Genomic DNA, 20229 nt, shown 5'->3' on the forward strand with positions numbered 1-20229 from the left:
TTAACTCAATAAAAAAGGACCTTAAGGTCCTTTTTTATTATTGCGCTATGCGTGCTTTTCTTAACCGATTAAAGCACTTTCGCAATGGCGTTACAGATCACAGGCATATTTGACTTGGTCATGCCAGCAACGCTGATGCGGCCAGAACCTACGATATAGACTGCAAACTCATCTCTTAGACGGTTCACCTGCTCTTTAGTTAGACCCGAGAAGCTAAACATACCATTCTGGCGAGAGATAAATTCGAAATCTTGCTCAACCCCCGCAGCTTTGAGTGACTCGACAAACAGGGTACGCATTTCGGCAATACGCTCACGCATCTCTTGTAACTCTTCATGCCAAAGCTGCTTTAGCGCTTCATCTTCTAGAATGGTGCTTACGATTAATGCGCCATGTGCAGGCGGGTTCGAGTAAGAAGCCCGAATGGTGCTCTTTATCTGGCTAAATGCATTGACCGCTTCTTCGCCGTTAGCCGCTACAACTGTGACGGCGCCGATACGCTCGTTATATAGGCCAAAGTTTTTAGAAAATGAGTTAGCAACAATCAGTTCAGGTACCGTATTAGCAACAATACGTAGGCCTTGCGCATCTTCTTCAACACCTGCCCCGAAGCCTTGATAGGCAAAGTCAAACAGGGGCACTAACGATTTAGCTAGGCAAAGATCGGCTACTTGTTGCCATTGCGCATTGTCTAAATCAATACCGGTCGGGTTATGACAGCAGCCATGAAGCAAGACAAGATCGCCCTCTTCCGCCATTTGCAGATCAGCAATCATTGCATCGAAGTCTAAGCCATGAGTCTCTGCCTTGTAATAACGGTACTCCGCAATCTCTAATCCCGCTGTGCTGAAAATATTATTATGGTTCGCCCATGTAGGGTTACTGATCCAAATTTTCTTTGAACTCGTATGACGAACTAGGAATTCTGCCGCGACTCTAAGAGAACCTGTTCCGCCTGGCGCCTGAGCCGTCAAAGCTCGCTGCTCAGAAACAACTGTGTGCTCACTGCCAAACAGTAGAGTCTGTACGGCGCGGTTGTATGCTTGGACGCCTTCCATACCTAGGTAGCTCTTACTGCTTTCGCTGGCTAATAATTTCTCTTCTGCAAATTTTACAGACTTAAGAATAGGTGTCTGGCCTGACTCGTCTTTATATATGCCTACGCCCAAGTTCACTTTGTTTTCGCGAACATCAGCTTTAAATGCATCTGTTAAGCCTAAAATTGGATCTGCAGGGGCCAGTTCAACCTGGGAAAATATCATTGTGGCTTTCCTAAATATTAGAAGTGTAGGGTTTTCGAGTGTATTTATAACATTGAAGCTATTTCTGAGAAAGAGAGATTTACGACTATTAGTAAATTTTGAGGCTCAGCGATTCTTTTATCAATTTCATACTGAAAAATATAAATATTCGACAATATCATCGGCCAATATTCACAATTATATAATCTATAAACTGATTGTTTTTTTGCTCTTTATGAAATAAAAAAGCCTTCACAAAAGTGAAGGCTTTTTTGGCAGGCTAAAAATCGCTTATCCGATTTTCTCTAGACCGCCCATGTAACCACGTAGTGCTTCTGGAACCGTGATAGAACCATCGGCATTCTGGTAGTTTTCGATAACAGCGACTAAGGTACGACCTACAGCAAGACCCGAGCCGTTTAGGGTATGCAACAAGCTTGGCTTCTTATCTGCCTTACCCTTATAACGAGCTTGCATACGACGCGCTTGGAAGTCTTGCATGTTACTGCAAGATGAGATCTCGCGGTAAGTATTTTGCGCTGGTAGCCACACTTCGATGTCAAATGTTTTTGCCGAACCAAAGCCCATATCACCGGTACATAAAACAACGGTACGGTATGGTAAACCTAGCTTCTGTAGTACGGTTTCCGCATGCCCGGTTAGCTCTTCTAAAGCCTGCATTGAATCTTCAGGTTTAACAAGCTGAACCATTTCAACTTTGTCAAACTGATGCTGGCGGATCAAACCACGGGTATCACGGCCATACGAACCTGCTTCACTTCTGAAACAAGGCGTATGCGCCGTTAGTTTAATTGGTAGCTCTTCTTCATCGACGATGCTATCGCGAACGAGATTAGTTAGCGGCACTTCGGCGGTAGGGATAAGGCTTAGTCCCTGACCTTCTTCTGTTGCCGGCTTAGTATGGAATAGGTCTTCACCAAACTTAGGTAGCTGACCCGTACCGAGTAAACTGTCTTCGTTAACCAATAATGGTACGTAGGCTTCGGTGTACCCGTGCTCAGTCGTGTGTAGATCTAACATGAACTGCGTAAGAGCGCGGTGCATACGAGCGATCTGACCTTTCATCACGATAAAGCGTGAGCCTGTGATCTTCACGGCATTTTTAAAGTCTAAACCGTTTACGTTTTCGCCAAGTTCAACATGATCTTTAACTTCGAAGTCGAACTCTTTTGGTGTACCCCAACGACGAACTTCAACATTTTCAGACTCATCCGCACCCGCTGGTACAGACTCATCTGGTAAGTTAGGTACGCTCATTGCGATTGCGTTTAATTCTTCTAACAGCCCAGCAAGTTCAGCTTTCTTCGCATCAAGCTCTGCGCCTAATGAGCCCACTTGAGCCATAATAGGAGCAACATCTTCGCCTTTTGCTTTCGCTTGACCAATCGACTTAGAGATGGCGTTGCGTGATGCTTGTAGTTCTTCGGTCGCAACTTGTAACGATTTGCGGGTTTCTTCAAGCTTGCTTAAACGCTCAACATCTAAAATAAATCCACGAGTCGCAAGACGCTCAGCGGTCACTTCTAATTCACTGCGTAAAAATTTTGGATCTAACATATTTTTTTATCTTAATAGTTAAAAACGAGAAAACACCAATTGCTGTCCTAGATAAACGACGAAAATACATACGCCGACGTTAACAACAACATTCAATACGGCTTTAACCAAATGGCCCTGTTGTATCAACAGCAAAGTCTCATTGGAAAAAGTAGAAAACGTGGTCAGGGCTCCTAACATGCCAACCCCGATAAACGCCTTAATCTCTGGGCTAAGTTCGCTAACTTGACCGAGTGCAAAAATAACACCCATTAAAAACGAACCTAAGATATTGACGACCAGTGTACCAAAAGGAAATCCACTACCAAATACCTGAAGCATCAATAATGAGATAAGATAGCGAAAAACCGCCCCAATTGAGCCACCTATGGCTACAAAAAGAACATTATTCATATCTTTTTACCTTACTTTGTTCATCTAGTTGCCGAAGTTGAGTCAGCTTATCTTTAATTCGCTTTTCAAAACCACGTTCTGTTGGATAATAAAACTGCTGTTCGGTTAAAGATGGTGGCATATACTTTTCACCAGATGCATAAGCATTGGGCTCATCATGTGCGTAACGATAGCCTTCACCGTTACCAATTTCTTGCATCAATTTAGTCGGTGCATTACATAGGTGTTTAGGTACAGGCTCATGTCCAGTCTCTCTGGCAAGCTGCCGAGCTCTCGCAAATGCCGTGTAAACTGCATTGCTTTTAGGGGCACTAGCTAGATACAACACGGCTTGTGCTATCGCGCGCTCGCCCTCCGATGGGCCGACTCGGTGAAAACACTCCCAAGCATTAACGGCGACAGTCATTGCCATAGGATCCGCATTACCTATGTCTTCTGATGCGATAGCCAACAATCGACGTGCTACGTAAAGCGGGTCGCATCCTCCCTCAAGCATTCGACAATACCAATAAAGTGCAGCGTCGGGAGCCGAACCGCGAATAGACTTATGTACTGCCGAAATTAGGTCGTAATATTGATCGCCATTTTTATCAAAGCCAGCTAACTGCTGACCTGCAACCTGAACGATCATCTCCTCGGTAAAGGCATCGCCATCTTTGAGCATGTCGCTCATAAGCTCAATCAGGTTTAACGCCTTCCGGGCGTCACCGTCACAAGTTTGCGCCAGTTTTAACGCAACTTCTGCGGGTAGAGTAAGCTTTCGCTTGCCCAAGCCGCGTTCTTCGTCTTGCAGCGCCTGCTGGACGATCTGCTCTATCTCTTGTGGCTCTAATTGTTTAATCACATAAACCCGAGCACGAGATAGCAATGCATTATTTATCTCAAAAGAGGGGTTTTCGGTGGTGGCACCAACAAAAATGACGGTACCATCTTCGATAAATGGCAGAAAAGCGTCTTGCTGGCTTTTGTTGAAACGGTGGACCTCATCGACAAATAACAAGGTGCGCTGACCACGTGATTGAGCCACGTTTTTAGCGTGTTCGATGGCACTACGGATCTCTTTTACGCCGGAAGTCACCGCTGAAATACGCTCTACATGGGCATTAGCATAACGGGCGACTAACTCAGCTAATGTGGTTTTGCCAGTGCCTGGCGGCCCCCAAAACATCATCGAGTGTGCACGTCCAGCCTCAAGCGCTTGGCGTAAAGGTTGCCCTTCCCCAAGCAAGTGAGATTGACCGATATACTGCTCTAATGTTTCCGGCCTCATTCTTGCGGCTAGAGGGCGAAAATCCGGAGCAAAATCAAAACTAAAACTAGACACAAACTTCTCTTAATTAGGGGCGTTTAAACGCTGATCATCAATATCTACATCATCGGGGACAATAAATTTAAAAAGCTGCTTGTCATTTTCAGCTATCGAACTCTGATTCGTCAGGGTGAAGTCACTGACATTCCCCTGCTGATCTTTCAAGACCATTTTAGTCAGTTGTTGCTGATCAAAGCACACTTCCACTTTCGATACGCCACTGTCGAGTTCTTTAGGACTAATCTTAAAACACTCTCCCTCATTAACGACATTATATTTTGCCCAAGTCGCATCGTCTGAATGCACTAATAGCGCGATGGGAGATGCATTAATCGCCTGGTTGATATCCATTACTGACACTTCTTCAGCAAATGGGTTATAGATCCATACATCGGTACCATCGGCAACGATTAAAGATTCATCTGGCGCAGTTAAATGCCAGTAAAACTGATTGGGATGAGACAGTGCAAATACGCCCTCACCGGTTTGAATAACTTTCTCGTTAATGTCAGTCACAGTTTGATTAAAGTTGGCTTTTAATGTGTGGATATCCGTTAGCTTTAACTTTAAGTCTTCGGATGCGTCTGCAAATGCTGGAAAGTGGCTTAACAACGGCAAACTAAATGCTACCAAGGTGAAGATTTTTTTCATTTTTCTCTCCAAGGTAAAGCCTCGGATGAGGCTTTACGCAGAATATCTTTAGTGTTCTTTAATGATGCTAGACGTAATCTTTTGGTGGTGGCGGTGCCAACACCTCTCGATTACCATTATGTCCTTGGGCACTGACGACGCCTTGAAGTTCCATCTGCTCGATAATACGAGCGGCGCGGTTATAGCCGATTTTGAACTTACGTTGTACGCTCGAGATAGAGCCGCGGCGGCTTTGTGTCACAAAGGCGACCGCTTCATCATACAAAGCATCCATCTCTTCTTCACTATCACTGGCTTCACCCGGTAACAGGACTTGTTCACCTTCGGCAGAGCCTTGTAAAATCTCATCGATATATTGTGGTTTACCACGAGCATGCCAATCGGCAACGACCTTGTGAACTTCATGATCATCGATAAAAGCACCATGTACACGTACGGGCACACTCGTTCCAGGTGGAAGATAAAGCATATCACCCATACCCAGTAAGGTTTCAGCCCCTTGTTGATCTAGAATGGTTCTAGAGTCAATTCGAGACGATACCTGAAATGCCATTCGTGTTGGAATGTTAGCCTTAATCAAGCCAGTGATAACGTCCACTGAGGGTCTTTGCGTCGCTAAGATCAAGTGTATACCTGCCGCACGTGCCTTTTGCGCAATACGAGCGATCAACTCTTCTACTTTCTTACCAACAATCATCATCATATCGGCAAATTCGTCAACCACGACAACAATAGAAGGTAACTTATCTAACTCTGGAGCTTCAGAATCCATACTTTCTGACGCCTTCCAAAGCGGATCGAAGACTGGCTCACCCGCCTCTTTCGCTTCTTTTATCTTAGCGTTATAGCCTTTTAGATTTCTAACCCCTAAAGCCGACATCAGCTTATAACGACGTTCCATTTCACCTACGCACCAACGCAGCGAGTTAGCCGCTTCCTTCATATCGGTAACCACCTCACAAAGAAGGTGCGGGATCCCCTCATACACAGATAGCTCAAGCATTTTGGGGTCGATCATGATAAAGCGTACGTCGTCTGGCCCGGACTTATAAAGTAAGCTGGTGATCATCACGTTAACACCAACAGACTTACCCGAGCCGGTGGTACCGGCAACCAAAAGGTGCGGCATCTTGCCTAAGTCTACAACGACTGGCTTACCGCCAATATCAGCACCAAGCACCATGCTAAGGTGTGATGGGTTATCTCTGAAGTCTTCGCAATCGAGCACATCTCGCATAAACACTGTTTCGCGGAATTTATTGGGTAGCTCTAGACCGACATACGCTTTACCAGGGATCACTTCGACGACTCGCACATTTTCAGCTAACAGAGAACGTGCTAAATCCTTAGATAAATTGGTGATCTTTGAGGCTTTAACCCCCGGAGCGAGTTCTAGTTCAAATCTGGTGACCACAGGGCCTGGGTAAACACCGACAACATTAGCGGTAATATTAAAGTCGGCTAACTTCACTTCGACCAGTTTACCTATCTGTTCAAGCTCTTCTTGGCTAATTGGGTTCGCTTTTCGATTTGGCACATCTAGCAATGAGATACAAGGTAAAGGTGCCATTGGAGGACGTGCCTGCTCAACGTCTTGCCCTGGCAATACCACGATGCCATCGACGACTTTGGCTTTTTCCTCTTCTTTACGTTTAACCGTATTAACGGCAGTCGTTGAAGCATCGCTATTAAAATCGATAGACTCAACTTCATCGGCGTTGTCACTTACCAAAGGCGCTTCGATGCTTGGCTCTGCGGCAACCTCTTTAACTTGGCTCATATCCAATGATGGTTCAATGATCTGAGGCTCCACCCTAGCTGTCGCGAACTCAACTTTAGATTGTTTCTTAGTAAGCGGTGGTTGAGGCGAAGGCTCTTCTTCATATGAGCCTTCGTCGTCATCTTCGCCCTCTGGGTATTGTGCCTTATTACGGCGCTCTTTAAAGCGCTCGACAACGGACAAGAACCCTCTTGTGTCTTCGGTGTCGCCTAGTTCAGGCTTAAACTTATTGGGTAGGTCCCTAACCGCCTTAAATAGCCATATCGTCGCATACCCAGTTAAATCAACAACGGTCAACCAACTGATCCCCGTGAGAAGGGTAAAACCGGCACAGACGAAGCAGAGCAGCAATAATGTTGTGCCGAGCTTATTAAAGTACGGCAACATGGCTTGGCCGATCACATCTCCAGCAACGCCTCCGGCCGAGAAACCGTAAATACCATTGGCGTTCATGCTAGATAATGCAGCAAGACTCAGAACGATAAGCAGAAAGCCTATTAAGCGTAGACCTACTGAAAAATAATCAATTTCGAGTAACTTATGGGTACGTTTAAAGAGTAACCATCCCGTCAGGGCGATTATGATAGGTATGATGTAGGCACAATACCCGAAGAAATAAAATAATACATCGGCTAACCAAGCACCAACAGCGCCGGTTAAGTTATTAATTTCTCCGCCAAAATTGGCCTGACTCCAGCCTGGGTCGGAGGAGTGGAAGCTACTTAATGCGATTAGAACGTATGTTGCCAACATGCAACAGATGATGAGACTACCTTCTAATAGCCGTTGTACGCCTGAAAGCGTTTTAACACTATTTCCCTTAGACAATGGAAAACCTACACTAAAAAAACGTTAATTAGCTACAAGATACCAGAAATTAAGAGTTTATGCAGCGTTTGAAACGAATGTGGGCACGCGCATAATTATGCACTTTTTGATTTTGCATCATTTTGTATCATTTTGTATTTTGTATAAAAAAAGGAGCCATTTAGGCTCCTTTTTCGGTTTAGCACAGGGTTAAAGCTCTGAAACCGTATTGATAGCAACGCGATTTGTTTGTTTAACCTCTTCCATTACTACGTAAGTACGAGTATCTGAAACTGCTGGAAGTTTTAGCAGTGTTTCACCCAATAAACGACGATATGCAGACATATCAGACACTCGAGTCTTCAATAAGTAGTCGAAATCACCAGAAACCAAGTGACACTCTTGAATATCATCGAGTAATTGAACGGCTTTATTAAACTTATCAAATACTTCAGCTGTATCGCGGTTTAGTGTGATCTCAACGAAAACAAGTAGCGAAGCGCCCAAGTAATGAGGGTTTACAAGTGCTGTATAGCCCTTGATGTAGCCTTGTTTTTCCAACCTTTTTACCCTTTCGAGGCAAGGCGTTGGACTCAGTCCTACACGTTTTGATAGCTCTACGTTTGAAATTCGGCCATCAATCTGTAACTCGTTAAGTATATTTCTATCTATACGATCTAAGTCTTTTATAGGACTCTTTTTATTATTAACCATATTTATAACCCTGGTTGGCAACTACAACGATATTATTTGCTAGTTTTATGAAAACTTCAGCAGCATAAACTGCAGAATGAATACTATACTAGATTTCCCTGAAACATTCACGTTCAGGCTAGATAAAATAACAATTACACCCATACAAAATGGGTTTTTATGCGAATTTGAGGCTCGAAGATGATTATAGGCGTTCCAAAAGAAATCAAAAACCACGAATATCGTGTTGGCATGGTTCCATCAAGTGTACGTGAATTGACCCTGCGTGGTCATGAGGTTTTTATTGAGACAAATGCTGGCTCAGGCATTGGTTTTTCGAATCAAGATTATATCGATGTGGGTGCCAAAATCCTCGACACAGCAGCAGAGGTTTTTGCACAATCTGAAATGATTGTGAAAGTGAAGGAACCCCAAGCCGTTGAGCGTGCAATGCTACGTGAAGATCAGTTGCTATTTACCTATCTTCATCTTGCTCCTGACCTCCCTCAAACAGAAGACCTTATTAAAAGTGGCTCTGTCTGTATCGCCTACGAAACAGTAACCGATGATCGTGGCGCTCTTCCTCTACTTGCACCTATGTCTGAAGTCGCTGGCCGCATGTCAATTCAAGCTGGTGCCATGGCGCTTGAGAAATCTATGGGTGGCCGCGGTATGTTACTCGGTGGCGTACCAGGTGTAGAGCCAGCTAAGGTCGTTATTATTGGTGGTGGTATGGTCGGCACAAATGCCGCCCAAATGGCTGTAGGCCTTGGCGCTGACGTTGTTATCCTAGATCGCAGCATCGATGCTCTTCGTCGTTTGAATGCCCAGTTCGATAATAAAGTAAAAGCCATTTACTCTACTGCTGACGCGATTGAGAAGCATGTGCTTGAAGCGGACCTTGTCATTGGCGGCGTATTGGTCCCTGGTGCTGCAGCACCAAAGCTAGTCACTAAAGAGCACATCAAGCGCATGAAGCCTGGTTCAGCGATTGTCGATGTCGCTATCGATCAGGGCGGCTGTATTGAAACCTCTCATGCAACTACTCACCAAGATCCAACCTACATCGTTGACGACGTTGTACATTACTGCGTGGCTAATATGCCGGGAGCGGTAGCACGTACATCGACGTTTGCACTAAACAATGCGACCCTGCCATACATAATCAAGCTTGCTGAGCTTGGCTACCGTAAAGCATTACTGCAAGATAAGCATTTGCTTAACGGCTTGAATGTTATGCATGGAAAGATCACTTGTGAAGAAGTGGCTGAAGCGCTTAACTTTGAGTTCGTCGACCCAATGATATTATTGAAATAAATTCAGGAATAATCAAAAAGGGAGCCAGAGGCTCCCTTTTTTGTGCGTAAACAACACACCTATTAAACAGCGCCAGAATTAAACCGCTGCAGAAATACTGTAACCTTTCCCCCTCACCGTATTAATTAGGCTCTTGGGTAACTCCTTAGCCGCTAACTTACGCCGAGTGTTACTAATATGCATATCGAGGTTACGATCAAACTGTCCCAACTCTTTATGTAAAATACGTTGTTGCAACTCCTGTTTAGTTATTACCTGCCCCTTTCGCTCAAAAAGGTACTTAAATAGGCTAAACTCTGTCTGGGTTAAGGAGACCGAAGTTTCTGAAATCGAGACAGTGAAGCAACTATCGTCAAAGGCTATTTTGATGGCCCCATCATGGGCGAGTCTAACTTTATTGGTTGTGCTGTCTACCCTACGACATAATGCCTGCATTCGGATAGATAATTCTCGTGGATTAAAAGGTCGTACCATATAGTCATCGGCGCCAAGCTCATAAGCCTTTATTCTGTCTACCTCTTTATCAGAAGTAGAGAGCACCATTATCGGTTTACTTCCCCCAAGCGATGAGATGCGTACCAGTGCGCTGGTATCATTTATATCGAGTGCTAATAATATCAAGTCCGCCGAAGCGAAAGTGGGTTTTAATAAACCCTGTTCTGAACAGTTTCCCACTGCGACATCATAACCTTCGGCAGCAAGCACCTGTTGCAGGGCCCCCCTAGAGGCAGAATCCATATCCACCAATAAAACCTGTTTCATCACACATAAACCTAAATACGAATAATTCCCATTAAGATTACAATATGTAAGACGGTTTGACTAGTCCCTTGTAGTAACAAGTTTATTTACAACGACTAATAAAAAAGCCAGTTACGCACTGTAACTGGCCTTGACTAACTGAGTGTGATTCTACTTGTTTAACATCAATTCCCGAATATATTTAACGGGTGCGCTGCCATAACTTAAAAACTCTTCATGGAAGGCCTTCAGATCGAAGTCATCGCCCTTTTTCGTCTTATACTCTTCCCTAAAGTCATAGATTTCACGATAACCTGAGTAATAGCTAGTCAACTGAACCTGACTCAATGTTGCGCGTCGCCATTTACCCTCAGCCTCGGCTCGTTGTTGAAAGGCTTCATTCATCATCAAGTCTAGCGCTTGAGACTCTGTCATGCCGTTAACTTGAATACTGTAATCGAGAATCGTGTTGCAAATTACGCGAAGATTCCACTTATAGTACATTAGCCACATCTCTGGCTCGAAGTTACCATAGCCCTCTTCCAGCATCATACGCTCGGTGTATACCGCCCAGCCTTCAACCATGGCGCCATTGCCAAATAGACTCTTAATAAGGCTTGGAGACTCATTTGAGTAAACAAGTTGAGTGTAATGTCCGGGGATCGCTTCATGGATATTGAGTACTTGCAGAATCCAGTGATTATACTCTCTAAGATAACTTTCTGCCGACTCATCACTCATGCCGTCAAGGGGAGTGACATTGTAATAAGTATTCCCCGATTTTTCATAGGGCCCCGGTGCACTTATAGAAGCGCCGGCATAACCACGCATATAGGCGGGGGTCTCACGGACAACTAGTGGTTTGTTGGGATCCAGAGTGACGAGATTTTTTTCATTAACAAAAGCGACAAGTTCTGGGATCTGAGCGCGTACCTCATCAACAAAATCATCACGCTTAACATGCTTAGCCGACAACTTATCAATTAATTGTTTAATTGCGACTTTATCGTTTTTAGGTTTCGCTGTGTCGAAATATTTACCCCAAATCTTGTCGGTGATCTTTGCCATTTCGGCTTGGACACGATTTTTATCCGCTACTGCTTTCTCATAAAGCGACTTACCCGACATGCCAGCTTGAATGTCATAGGCAAATTTTTGCTCATAAAGCTCAGCGCCAATGCGGAAACTTCTCGCCCCTTGTTTCTCAAGCTTGGACTCTAAGGCTTTTAACCAGTCGATATGCTCGTTAATAGCAATTGTCACCTTATTGAAGCGATTAGCAAATAATGCCTTCTCTTCATTGGTTAGATCTGACTTAATTGCTTGATCGAGTAGCTCTTTTGAGAAAACCGCGAATGCTCCCTGATTCTGCATGATGGCAAGTTGAGTATGCTCAAGAGTAGGATTGTGAATGTTCTCTCGTGCGGCAGCGTAATAAGCTGGCACATTTTCCATTCTGGCCGTTACAGAGCGTAGGCGCTCGCTCAGTGGAGCGAAGTCTTCATTAATGATCTGTGCAAAGCCGCCAGAAACATTATAACGGGACGGATCCCACTGCCACGACTTAAAGGTCTCGATGTCCCACTTCATTTCAGCAAGCAAATTTTCGATAAGACGATAATCGGTAACCATTGCAGGTGTCATTGACTGAGTGTCAAACTTTGCCAATAGCGCCTGTTGAGCTTCAACAAAGGCTAAACTGGCTTGGCGGGTCTCAGCATTAGGTACTTTCAATATGCCATCATATTTATGAAAGCCACTGTATAATGCCCACGTCGGTGATTCTAACCACAAGGCATCAATGAAGTTGGTACTAAATTGGGAAAATGCCACATTCTGATCGGTGATCTCTGCGGCAACCGGTTCGACTGTTTGCTGACTTTGGCAAGCCGTTAAGCTCGCCAAAGAAAGCGCTATTGCCAAAGGCAGCATGGCTCTTTTCATGGTTTCGTCCCTTAATTTGTAAGTTCGTGGTCTTTGCCACTTTTTTTAACGACTCAGTAAATCATGTTCTACTCTTTTTTTCAGTAACTAAACCCAATATAACAAGCTTTGTTACACAATGGAGACTAAGCACCTATTAGTATGAGGACGAAGACAATTTTGCTTCAGCCCATAACAAGACATCGGCAAAACGATACTGTTCGAATTGGCCAAAGGCTTTCACTTGACGCATCTTCAATTTAGTAAAAATTGGCGTTGTTAAGCCACATAGATAGCGAGTAAGCAATACTGGCGTTAAATGCTTACCGAGTTTAGTTATTGCCTCTTTACACAGTTCATCGAAGTCAAATTGACTTAAGGGCGTCAGCTCTACAGTAGCTGGCAGTTTAGCGCTATGACCGTTACATACACTACAGTGACCGCAAGGTTGCGTTAATCGAGGATCGGCAAAGTATTGTGCCAGCTGGAGGCTTAAACAAGACTCACTATCAAAATAGTCCACAAGTTGATTAATGCGCTTTATTTCGCTCTGCTCTTTCACGCTAAAGCGATTAAATAACTTTAGCGCGATTGAATCATCGATGTTAGCACTGAAGACCTGATAAACTTGAGTTAACTGCTTGCTTTGTAATTCAATAAGTTGCTTTTGATGGAGGTAATCGAGCGCCTTAATTGCTCGGTCCCTACTGTTTGGTATCTTTTCCTCAAGGGCGTCAAAATCTGCGCTATACCAGAGCTTGGCCTTTTGTGAGCTATCGATAACGGCGTTGATAAACACTTGCCTATCGTGATCAAATTTAGCCAAAACCACTTCTATCGGACACAGTAGCTTAAATCGATATTCGGCGAAGTAGCTGTATTTAGGTTTAAGAACTCGTAACATCTCCAAATACACCAGAAGCGTTTTTAAGCTTAAGATCCTAATGTTAGAAGCGCTAGACAAGGGGTTTAACATAAGTTCCCAGACGCCGTTATTGTGAGAGTCACGCTTAATCTCCTCTATCACAAATTCGATGGCGCTTAGCTCTGGCGTGTCACCATAGACGAAATTTTCAAGTACGTTAAGATTGTCCCTATTAGCCAGCACCAAACAGTCTGAACTAAAACCATCACGTCCGGCGCGACCTATCTCCTGAGCGTAATTCTCTATCGACTTAGGCAGATCATAATGGGCAACAAAGCGAATATCGCTCTTATCAATCCCCATTCCGAATGCGATGGTGGCAACGATAATAGGCACCTCACCGTTCATAAACTGAGACTGAATAGATTTACGTTTATCGCTATCCATCCCTGCATGATAAGCAAGCGCCGAATATCCTGATTTTACTAACTCGGTTGCCACAAACTCAGCCGTTTGTTGAAGGGTCACATAGACAATGCCACTCTGGCCTTTTCTTGTCTCGAGCCACTGAGAGAGATAACTCAACTTGTCACGAGATGGGATCCCTACGGCCTGCAAGTTAAGGTTCGAGCGATAAAAACCCGTTAAGGTGACGCATTGCTGCGCGATAGAGAACTTCTTGCCCATATCCTCGATCACCTTAGGTGTTGCGGTCGCGGTCAGTAGCAAGACCAGGGGGATCTTAAGTTGTCTTTGATAGGCTGGTAGTTTGAGATAGTCAGGCCTAAAGTTATGCCCCCACTCGGAAATACAGTGTGCTTCATCTATCACCAACATAGAGATAGGTACTGATGCGATAAAACGTCTAAAGCGTTCATTGTTTAGACGCTCTACCGATATCATTAAGATCTTAATTCGCCCCTCTGTCACGCCCTCGATAACGGCACTAGACTGCTCATTCGTTTGAGTCGAGTCGATAGACGCAGCAGCAATGCCCTTATTTTTAAGAAACTGTAACTGATCATCCATGAGTGCAAGTAGCGGTGACACGACTAAAGTTAAATGAGGCAATGCTAAGGCGGGTAGCTGATAGCATAAAGATTTGCCTGAGCCTGTAGGGAAAATTGCAGCTGCGCTATTACCCGCTAAAATATTTTCGACAACCTCTTGTTGTCCCTCGCGAAACTGGTCAAAACCAAAGTAGCGATTTAGTAACGCAAGGGCGTTATCCATAGTTATTCCTGTATTAAGTTTGTGGGTTCGAGTGCAATGTCAATAAGCGTTCTGAGCCCATTTTCTGCATTAGCTTGCTGGAGTAAGGTTTTTTACTGGACGCTGTTTTTTAACCCTGAAATAGGCTTTTACCGGGTTATGATCCGAGCTAGAGGTTAAAATTGATTCCGCTTTAACCAGCTCTAAATCACGATAAAAAATATGGTCGAGATTGTGACCAAGAACCTTACTTCTAGAGTCGACACTTGGGATCGCTTCGGTAAGTCCAGTTTGGCGTACCAACTGGTTAATGACCTCTCCTCGCTCATCACTCCAGGTATTCATATCTCCGGCGAAGATAATTGGGCCTTGATGGTCCCGTATAGCCTGCTCCACCACCCCAAGTTGTGCCTTATAGTCTACAGTCCCAAACGTGAAATTAATGCTATGAATATTTATCACCAACAGTTGGCTGCTATCCGATAATAAATAATATGAAATCAACATTGACTTAGGGTATTTGATATAAGGCTCAGCTTTTCTGAAAACACAACTGCTCACCGCCGACTCTCGAGACAAATTCATCACCCCAACCGGCACGCCTGAAAAATTAAAGGCTTTGGCAAGTAACATATCTAGCTTGAGCGAATTGACGAAATCATTGAGCTCAACAGTCAATTGAGCCTCCTGCAGTAACAGCAGATCTGAGCGGTCAACCAATTGCTTTAATGTTTCTTGCCAACCATCGCCTTTCTGTTTATATAAGTTCCAGGTGGAGACGTCGAGCTTGCCATATCTATCTAGCACGCCGTCTGAAGCCTGTGTCATACACTGCGCCGACGCTTTAGGCGGGTTGAGGTTTGTCACCAATGTATCATCGGCAGGGATCACAGAGGCGTCATACACATATATAGCCAATGCAACGGCTGTGATAAGTAAAAGAAGAAGCAGTTTGCGGACAATTTTCGCCATAATGGACTTATTCAACCTTGTACTTAGATTTAAAGTAATCTTTTCATTATAATAGCTTATTAGTGTTAGTCACATAATCATTCAAACAAGAGGTTGGTTTGCTAAGTTCACCGTTTACCACAGGTTTTAGAGCTTAGCGACTGAGGGTAAGACTATCAGACACAACATGTATGAATTTTACCAGCTACTGACCATAGCTGGCGTATTTCTTTACTGGCTCATCATAGCCGGCATAAGCATAAGAGTCGTGGCCAAACGGCGCTCTATTGGCGTCTCTTTAGCCTGGTTAATGATCATCTATATCGTGCCTTTAGGCGGCGCTTTCGCCTACCTGCTATTTGGTGAATTAAACCTTGGCAAAAAAAGGGCCGTACGTGCGGAGCTGATGTTCAAACCCTATGGAGAATGGTTTAAGAAACTCTATGAATATCGTCAATACCGCCCCCATGTCGCAAGCCTCTATGGTCAGTCTATCAGTGCAATATGCGAGAAACAGGTCGGCATACCCGCTCTAGCCGATAACCACCTCACTCTGTGTAGTGAAACTTACGAGATCTTAGCAAACCTAATTGAAGACATTGAGCAGGCTAAAGAGACAATTTTACTTGAGTTTTATATCTGGCATCCGGGAGGCCGAGCCGACGATGTGGCTCACGCTTTGATAAATAGTGCAGAAAGAGGCGTAAAAGTTCGTTTATTACTGGATGCGGCAGGTTCGCGACACTTCTTCAAGAGTCCATGGCCAAAGCTAATGAAAAAGAGTGGCATTGAGGTGATCAGTGCACTGCAGGTTTCACCTTTCCGTATGTTCTTTAGGCGCTTAGATCTGAGATTACATCGAAAAATTGTGGTAATAGATAACGAAATTGCCTATACGGGTTCGATGAATCTTGTGGATCCCAAGTATTTTAATCAAGACGCCGGGGTTGGTGAATGGATCGATGTGATGGTCCGGATCACCGGCACTTCAGTTCCAGTTCTCAATAGCATTCACGCTTGGGACTGGGAAGTCGAAACTAACGAGCGCTTTTTACCCGAACAGCCAAAATGTTTGTCTCATGAGGACAGTGAGATCACCGATTTAGTGCAGGTGATCCCCTCAGGACCCGGTATGCGCGAAGAGGTGATCCATCGCGTACTGCTGCAAAGCATCTATCAGGCTTCAAAGAGTATCGTTATTACAACCCCCTACTTCGTACCGAGTGACAACCTGCATATGGCGCTTATTATCGCTGCCCAACGTAATGTGAAGGTCGACCTTATCGTCCCCGATAAAAATGACTCCCTGATGGTTGAGTGGGCTAGCCGCGCATTTTTTAGCGAATTATTAGAGGCCGGAGTTAATATTCACCGCTTTAAAGGCGGCCTGCTGCACACAAAATCTGTTGTCATCGATAGCAATCACTGTTTAATCGGTACGGTAAACTGGGATATGCGCAGCTTATGGCTCAACTTTGAAGTGACCCTAGCAGTGGATAATCTGGGCTTTACTCAAAAGCTAGAGCAGGTTCAGCAGGACTATCTTAAAAACTGCGATCAACTTTGTGCCAAGCAGTGGGAAAAACGCTCTCTGCCAAGCCGTGCGGCAGAGCGAATTTTCTATCTATTTAGCCCGCTACTATAGTCATTCTCTGAACCAGAAACCAAGCCTGAAACTCGCCTCGCGCCTGCTCAAACTATGGCGCGACAATATTTTGGATCGCTATGAACAAAGTTTTTATTATCGGCCTTCCACGTACCGGCACCACTAGTATCAGTGTGGCCATGTTAGATTACGGCTTTAAGGTCGCCCATACCGCTTATACTCAGCAGGCGTTTCAACTTGCCGATATAGTCTCCGATGCCCCCTGTTTCTGTGACTACCGAGAGTTAGATAAGCTTTTCCCTAACTCTAAATTTGTTTATCTAGAGCGAGAATTGTCACTCTGGCTGCCCTCCATGCAGATGCTGATAAATAAGATGAAAGCACAGTTAGACCCAAACACAGGGACATTTCACCCAGTACTCAAGCGCAGCTTTAACCTGACTTTCGAGTTGGATAAGACTGATATTCCCGATGCGCCGGCCCATTTAGAGAAGTGCTACTTGAATCATAGGCAGCAGGTTCTGAGCTATTTTGATGGTCGAGATGATTTGATTCGGATCAACATCCGTGATGAACAGAGCTTAACCAAACTACTCACGTTTCTAGGGCTAGAAGTCAAAGGCTCCCCGCGGTTTCCACATCTGAACATTGGCAAAAATGTTGCCAGCTGGGACGAATACAAACATCCAAATAAGGTTAGTGCCAATAGCAGCGGTCCTCTACGCAGAAAATTCTTTGATTACATAGGCAAGCGGGCAACGACTTAGGAAAGATTTAAAATAGATAAACAACAGACAGCAAAAAGCCCGTTATCTATCGATAACGGGCTTCTTAGAATTTGGCGGTGAGCGAGAGATTCGAACTCTCGTTAGGGGTTAACCTAAACACACTTTCCAGGCGTGCGCCTTCAGCCACTCAGCCAGCTCACCAAACTAATTAATTTTACGTGTATAATCATCACGGTTGTCGCTAAAAACCCGAATCGGACATTTGCTATCAACGGAGCGCTACTTTACTGAAAAGCCCCTATTGCGTCAAGCCAAACAACCGTATTCTCAAGCGTTTGCGTAATTGCTAGCCAGTTAACGCCTTTTTATACCTAGGTTCAGCTCAACTTGAACTTTTTCACCTCTTTAGACATCTCGGCAGTGTCTTCAACTAGCTTATCCGTGAGAGAGCTTAATTGGTCGGCGACCTCATGGGTTTGCAGATAAATCTCACTAATTTTTAACGCGTTCCTATTCACCTCTTCTGCAACTGCGCTTTGCTCATGGGTTGCTGCCGCAATCTGCTCGTTCATACTCTCAATAACACCGATATGATTAACGATTTTGTCGAGTTCACAACTGGCTTTATTGGCTTCAATAACGCTCTCATTTGTTTGATTCGTACCGCGTTCCATGGCCGATACTGCCGTATTGGCGCCACTACGTAGCCTATCTGTCATGGACTTAATATCACCAGTCGCAGTTTGAGCTCGCTGGGCTAAACCACGCACTTCATCGGCGACCACGGCAAAACCTCTACCAGACTCCCCAGCTCTCGCCGCTTCAATAGCGGCATTGAGTGCCAGAAGGTTAGTTTGCTCGGCGATACCGCTAATAACGTCTGACACAGCAACAATGTTTTGAATGTCCTGCTCAAGTTGTTCTAGCGCCTTAGCCGAGTCTTGAATATCATCTGCAAGCACACCGATAGCATCGCTGGTACGGCCGACTTCGGCATTGCCCTCTTTCGCCTCGGTACTCGCTTGAGTCGATGCCTCTGATGCTCGCTCAGCATTAATCGCAATCTCCGCCACCGTGGCACTCATCTCTGTCATAGCGGAGGCCACTTGCTCGGCTTCGCCGTGACCTAACTCCACATCCTGACGCAATTGAGTGGAGTATTGCTCCATCTGAGACACGGCCGCCAATAAGGAGGTTGAGTTTTTACGGACATGATCAATAACACGTTCAAAGTCTGACATCATCTCATTAAAGGCTACGGCCAACTCACCAAACTCATCTTTACTGTTTTGATCTATCCGAATACTCAGATCAAAATTAGCCCTAGCACAAGTGACACTGTTGTGTAAGTTGGCAACGCTTCGGTGAATATAACGTAGTACAAATAAAGAGAGCGTCAGAACCAAACTTGCTGCAAACAAAAGCCCTACAAGGGTGACATAGAAACTTTGTGTGGCCGCCGATAACCGCTGCTCAGTAACCAAAACCAGTGCACTTGACAGCTCGTGCTCAAATTTTCTTAATAATTCGATACGTTGAGTCGATGTTTGAAACCACAGCTCTGCATCCTGACTAGCGATTTCCGAGGCTAACTGATTAAAAGCAAGGTTTCTATACTGTGTAACACCTTGAACGGCTTTAGCATTTAGTAAAGCTTGGTAATCAGCCTTACTTTGCTCATCAGCCAAGGCGATAAAGCGCTCTTGATAGCTTGCCTGCTCGGCGACTAAGGTGACAAAGCGGCGATATACCCCCTCTTTAAATCCCTGATTACCAAAGGTCGAACTGAGTACTGCGCGCTCAATACCGGCTCGCTCCTTCATCTGAAGGTAAGCCGAAAATGCAGCGGCCCTAATCGCTATCTCCTGATTTGCGGCATTGGTCGCGGTCAAGTCGACAATACTGAGCAGCAGCGCATTGAGTTCTGAGTAGAACTTCACCTCTTCAGCAACGGAAACAGATAGCGCTGACACTCGAGTCCGCATTGATGGGATCTGAGCAATTAGGGAGTCAACCCGTGTTATCTGTGTTGAAAATGTATTTGGTAGCTTACTGCTATTGATAAACTGCCGATAAACCTCAAGAGAAGCATCGGTCTCATTTTGCTGTACCGGTAATTTTTGTGTAAATGCTTGACCCTTTGAGCCGATAAACCCGGCACTCATTCCCCGCTCTTTCTGTAATTCATGCACCACATTACCATTGGTTACAGCAAGTTGACTTAACACAAGCACTTCTGTTAATTGGCTTTTTAATTGGTATTGAGTCTTAGCATAGAGGCCTCCGAAAACCACTGACGTAAAAAGTGGCGGGAGAATAAGAATAAGAAACTTTTGCTTTAAGCTGAGATTAGCGATCCAAGTTTGCTTCATATTTTAAACAACCCTGTTTAAATATTATTTTTTGTTGCCTTAGCATAGTCGAAACTATTTAT

15 protein-coding genes and 1 tRNA gene are annotated in these 20229 nt (G+C 44.6%); 3 read left to right on the forward strand and 13 right to left on the reverse strand.

Annotated features, from left to right (window positions below; translation table 11 throughout):
- Window positions 1–68: 68 nt before the first annotated feature.
- The 7 genes from L1D44_RS14830 to lrp all read right to left on the reverse strand — a co-directional run bounded on the left by L1D44_RS14830 (window position 69) and on the right by lrp (window position 8473).
- The gene (locus L1D44_RS14830; RefSeq protein ID WP_239891825.1) at window positions 69–1262 is read right to left on the reverse strand and encodes an amino acid aminotransferase; all 1194 of its coding nucleotides are present in this window, start codon (window positions 1260–1262) and stop codon (window positions 69–71) included.
- A 270-nt stretch (window positions 1263–1532) separates the two neighbouring features.
- Entirely contained in the window at window positions 1533–2819 is a 1287-nt protein-coding gene (serS, locus tag L1D44_RS14835; RefSeq protein ID WP_239891827.1) for a serine--tRNA ligase, read from the reverse strand.
- Between the two features lie 18 nt (window positions 2820–2837).
- Window positions 2838–3212, reverse strand: a complete 375-nt coding sequence (gene crcB, locus L1D44_RS14840; RefSeq protein ID WP_239891829.1) for a fluoride efflux transporter CrcB — start codon at window positions 3210–3212, stop codon at window positions 2838–2840.
- Window positions 3205–4536 (reverse strand): replication-associated recombination protein A, encoded by a 1332-nt coding sequence (locus tag L1D44_RS14845; RefSeq protein ID WP_239891831.1) that lies wholly within the window; start codon window positions 4534–4536, stop codon window positions 3205–3207. The genes crcB and L1D44_RS14845 overlap by 8 nt, the downstream gene beginning before the upstream one ends.
- 9 nt (window positions 4537–4545) lie before the next feature.
- Window positions 4546–5172 (reverse strand): outer membrane lipoprotein chaperone LolA, encoded by a 627-nt coding sequence (gene lolA / locus L1D44_RS14850; RefSeq protein WP_239891833.1) that lies wholly within the window; start codon window positions 5170–5172, stop codon window positions 4546–4548.
- 67 nt (window positions 5173–5239) lie between these two features.
- Window positions 5240–7780, reverse strand: a complete 2541-nt coding sequence (locus L1D44_RS21860) for a DNA translocase FtsK (RefSeq protein ID WP_239891835.1) — start codon at window positions 7778–7780, stop codon at window positions 5240–5242.
- A 189-nt stretch (window positions 7781–7969) separates the two neighbouring features.
- Complete coding sequence (gene lrp, locus L1D44_RS14860) at window positions 7970–8473, reverse strand: leucine-responsive transcriptional regulator Lrp (protein WP_220769878.1); 504 nt, start codon at window positions 8471–8473, stop codon at window positions 7970–7972.
- 180 nt (window positions 8474–8653) lie between these two features.
- On the opposite strand from lrp, the gene ald reads away from it, so the two are divergent.
- Window positions 8654–9769, forward strand: a complete 1116-nt coding sequence (ald, locus tag L1D44_RS14865; RefSeq protein ID WP_239891837.1) for an alanine dehydrogenase — start codon at window positions 8654–8656, stop codon at window positions 9767–9769.
- A 78-nt stretch (window positions 9770–9847) separates the two neighbouring features.
- Here ald and L1D44_RS14870 read toward each other — a convergent pair whose 3' ends face one another.
- The 4 genes from L1D44_RS14870 to L1D44_RS14885 form a co-directional block, all read right to left on the reverse strand.
- Window positions 9848–10531, reverse strand: a complete 684-nt coding sequence (locus L1D44_RS14870; RefSeq protein WP_239891839.1) for a response regulator transcription factor — start codon at window positions 10529–10531, stop codon at window positions 9848–9850.
- Window positions 10532–10681: 150 nt separating this feature from the next.
- Complete coding sequence (locus L1D44_RS14875) at window positions 10682–12454, reverse strand: DUF885 domain-containing protein (protein WP_239891841.1); 1773 nt, start codon at window positions 12452–12454, stop codon at window positions 10682–10684.
- 136 nt (window positions 12455–12590) lie between these two features.
- On the reverse strand, window positions 12591–14531 hold the full coding sequence (locus L1D44_RS14880; protein WP_239891843.1) for an ATP-dependent DNA helicase RecQ: 1941 nt from the start codon (window positions 14529–14531) through the stop codon (window positions 12591–12593).
- Between the two features lie 69 nt (window positions 14532–14600).
- Entirely contained in the window at window positions 14601–15482 is an 882-nt protein-coding gene (locus L1D44_RS14885) for an endonuclease/exonuclease/phosphatase family protein (protein WP_239891845.1), read from the reverse strand.
- A 166-nt stretch (window positions 15483–15648) separates the two neighbouring features.
- On the opposite strand from L1D44_RS14885, the gene cls reads away from it, so the two are divergent.
- A complete protein-coding gene (cls, locus tag L1D44_RS14890; RefSeq protein WP_239891847.1) occupies window positions 15649–17106 on the forward strand; it encodes a cardiolipin synthase in 1458 nt (485 codons plus the stop codon).
- A gap of 80 nt (window positions 17107–17186) precedes the next feature.
- Complete coding sequence (locus L1D44_RS14895) at window positions 17187–17834, forward strand: sulfotransferase family protein (protein ID WP_239891849.1); 648 nt, start codon at window positions 17187–17189, stop codon at window positions 17832–17834.
- 72 nt (window positions 17835–17906) lie between these two features.
- Here the strand turns inward: L1D44_RS14895 and L1D44_RS14900 are convergent.
- A tRNA-Ser gene (locus tag L1D44_RS14900) sits at window positions 17907–17996 on the reverse strand.
- Window positions 17997–18172: 176 nt separating this feature from the next.
- A complete protein-coding gene (locus tag L1D44_RS14905; protein ID WP_239891852.1) occupies window positions 18173–20167 on the reverse strand; it encodes a methyl-accepting chemotaxis protein in 1995 nt (664 codons plus the stop codon).
- Window positions 20168–20229: the final 62 nt, after the last annotated feature.

It is taken from the genome of Shewanella sp. Isolate13, assembly GCF_022398325.1.
In the GTDB taxonomy this organism is placed as follows: Bacteria; Pseudomonadota; Gammaproteobacteria; order Enterobacterales; family Shewanellaceae; genus Shewanella.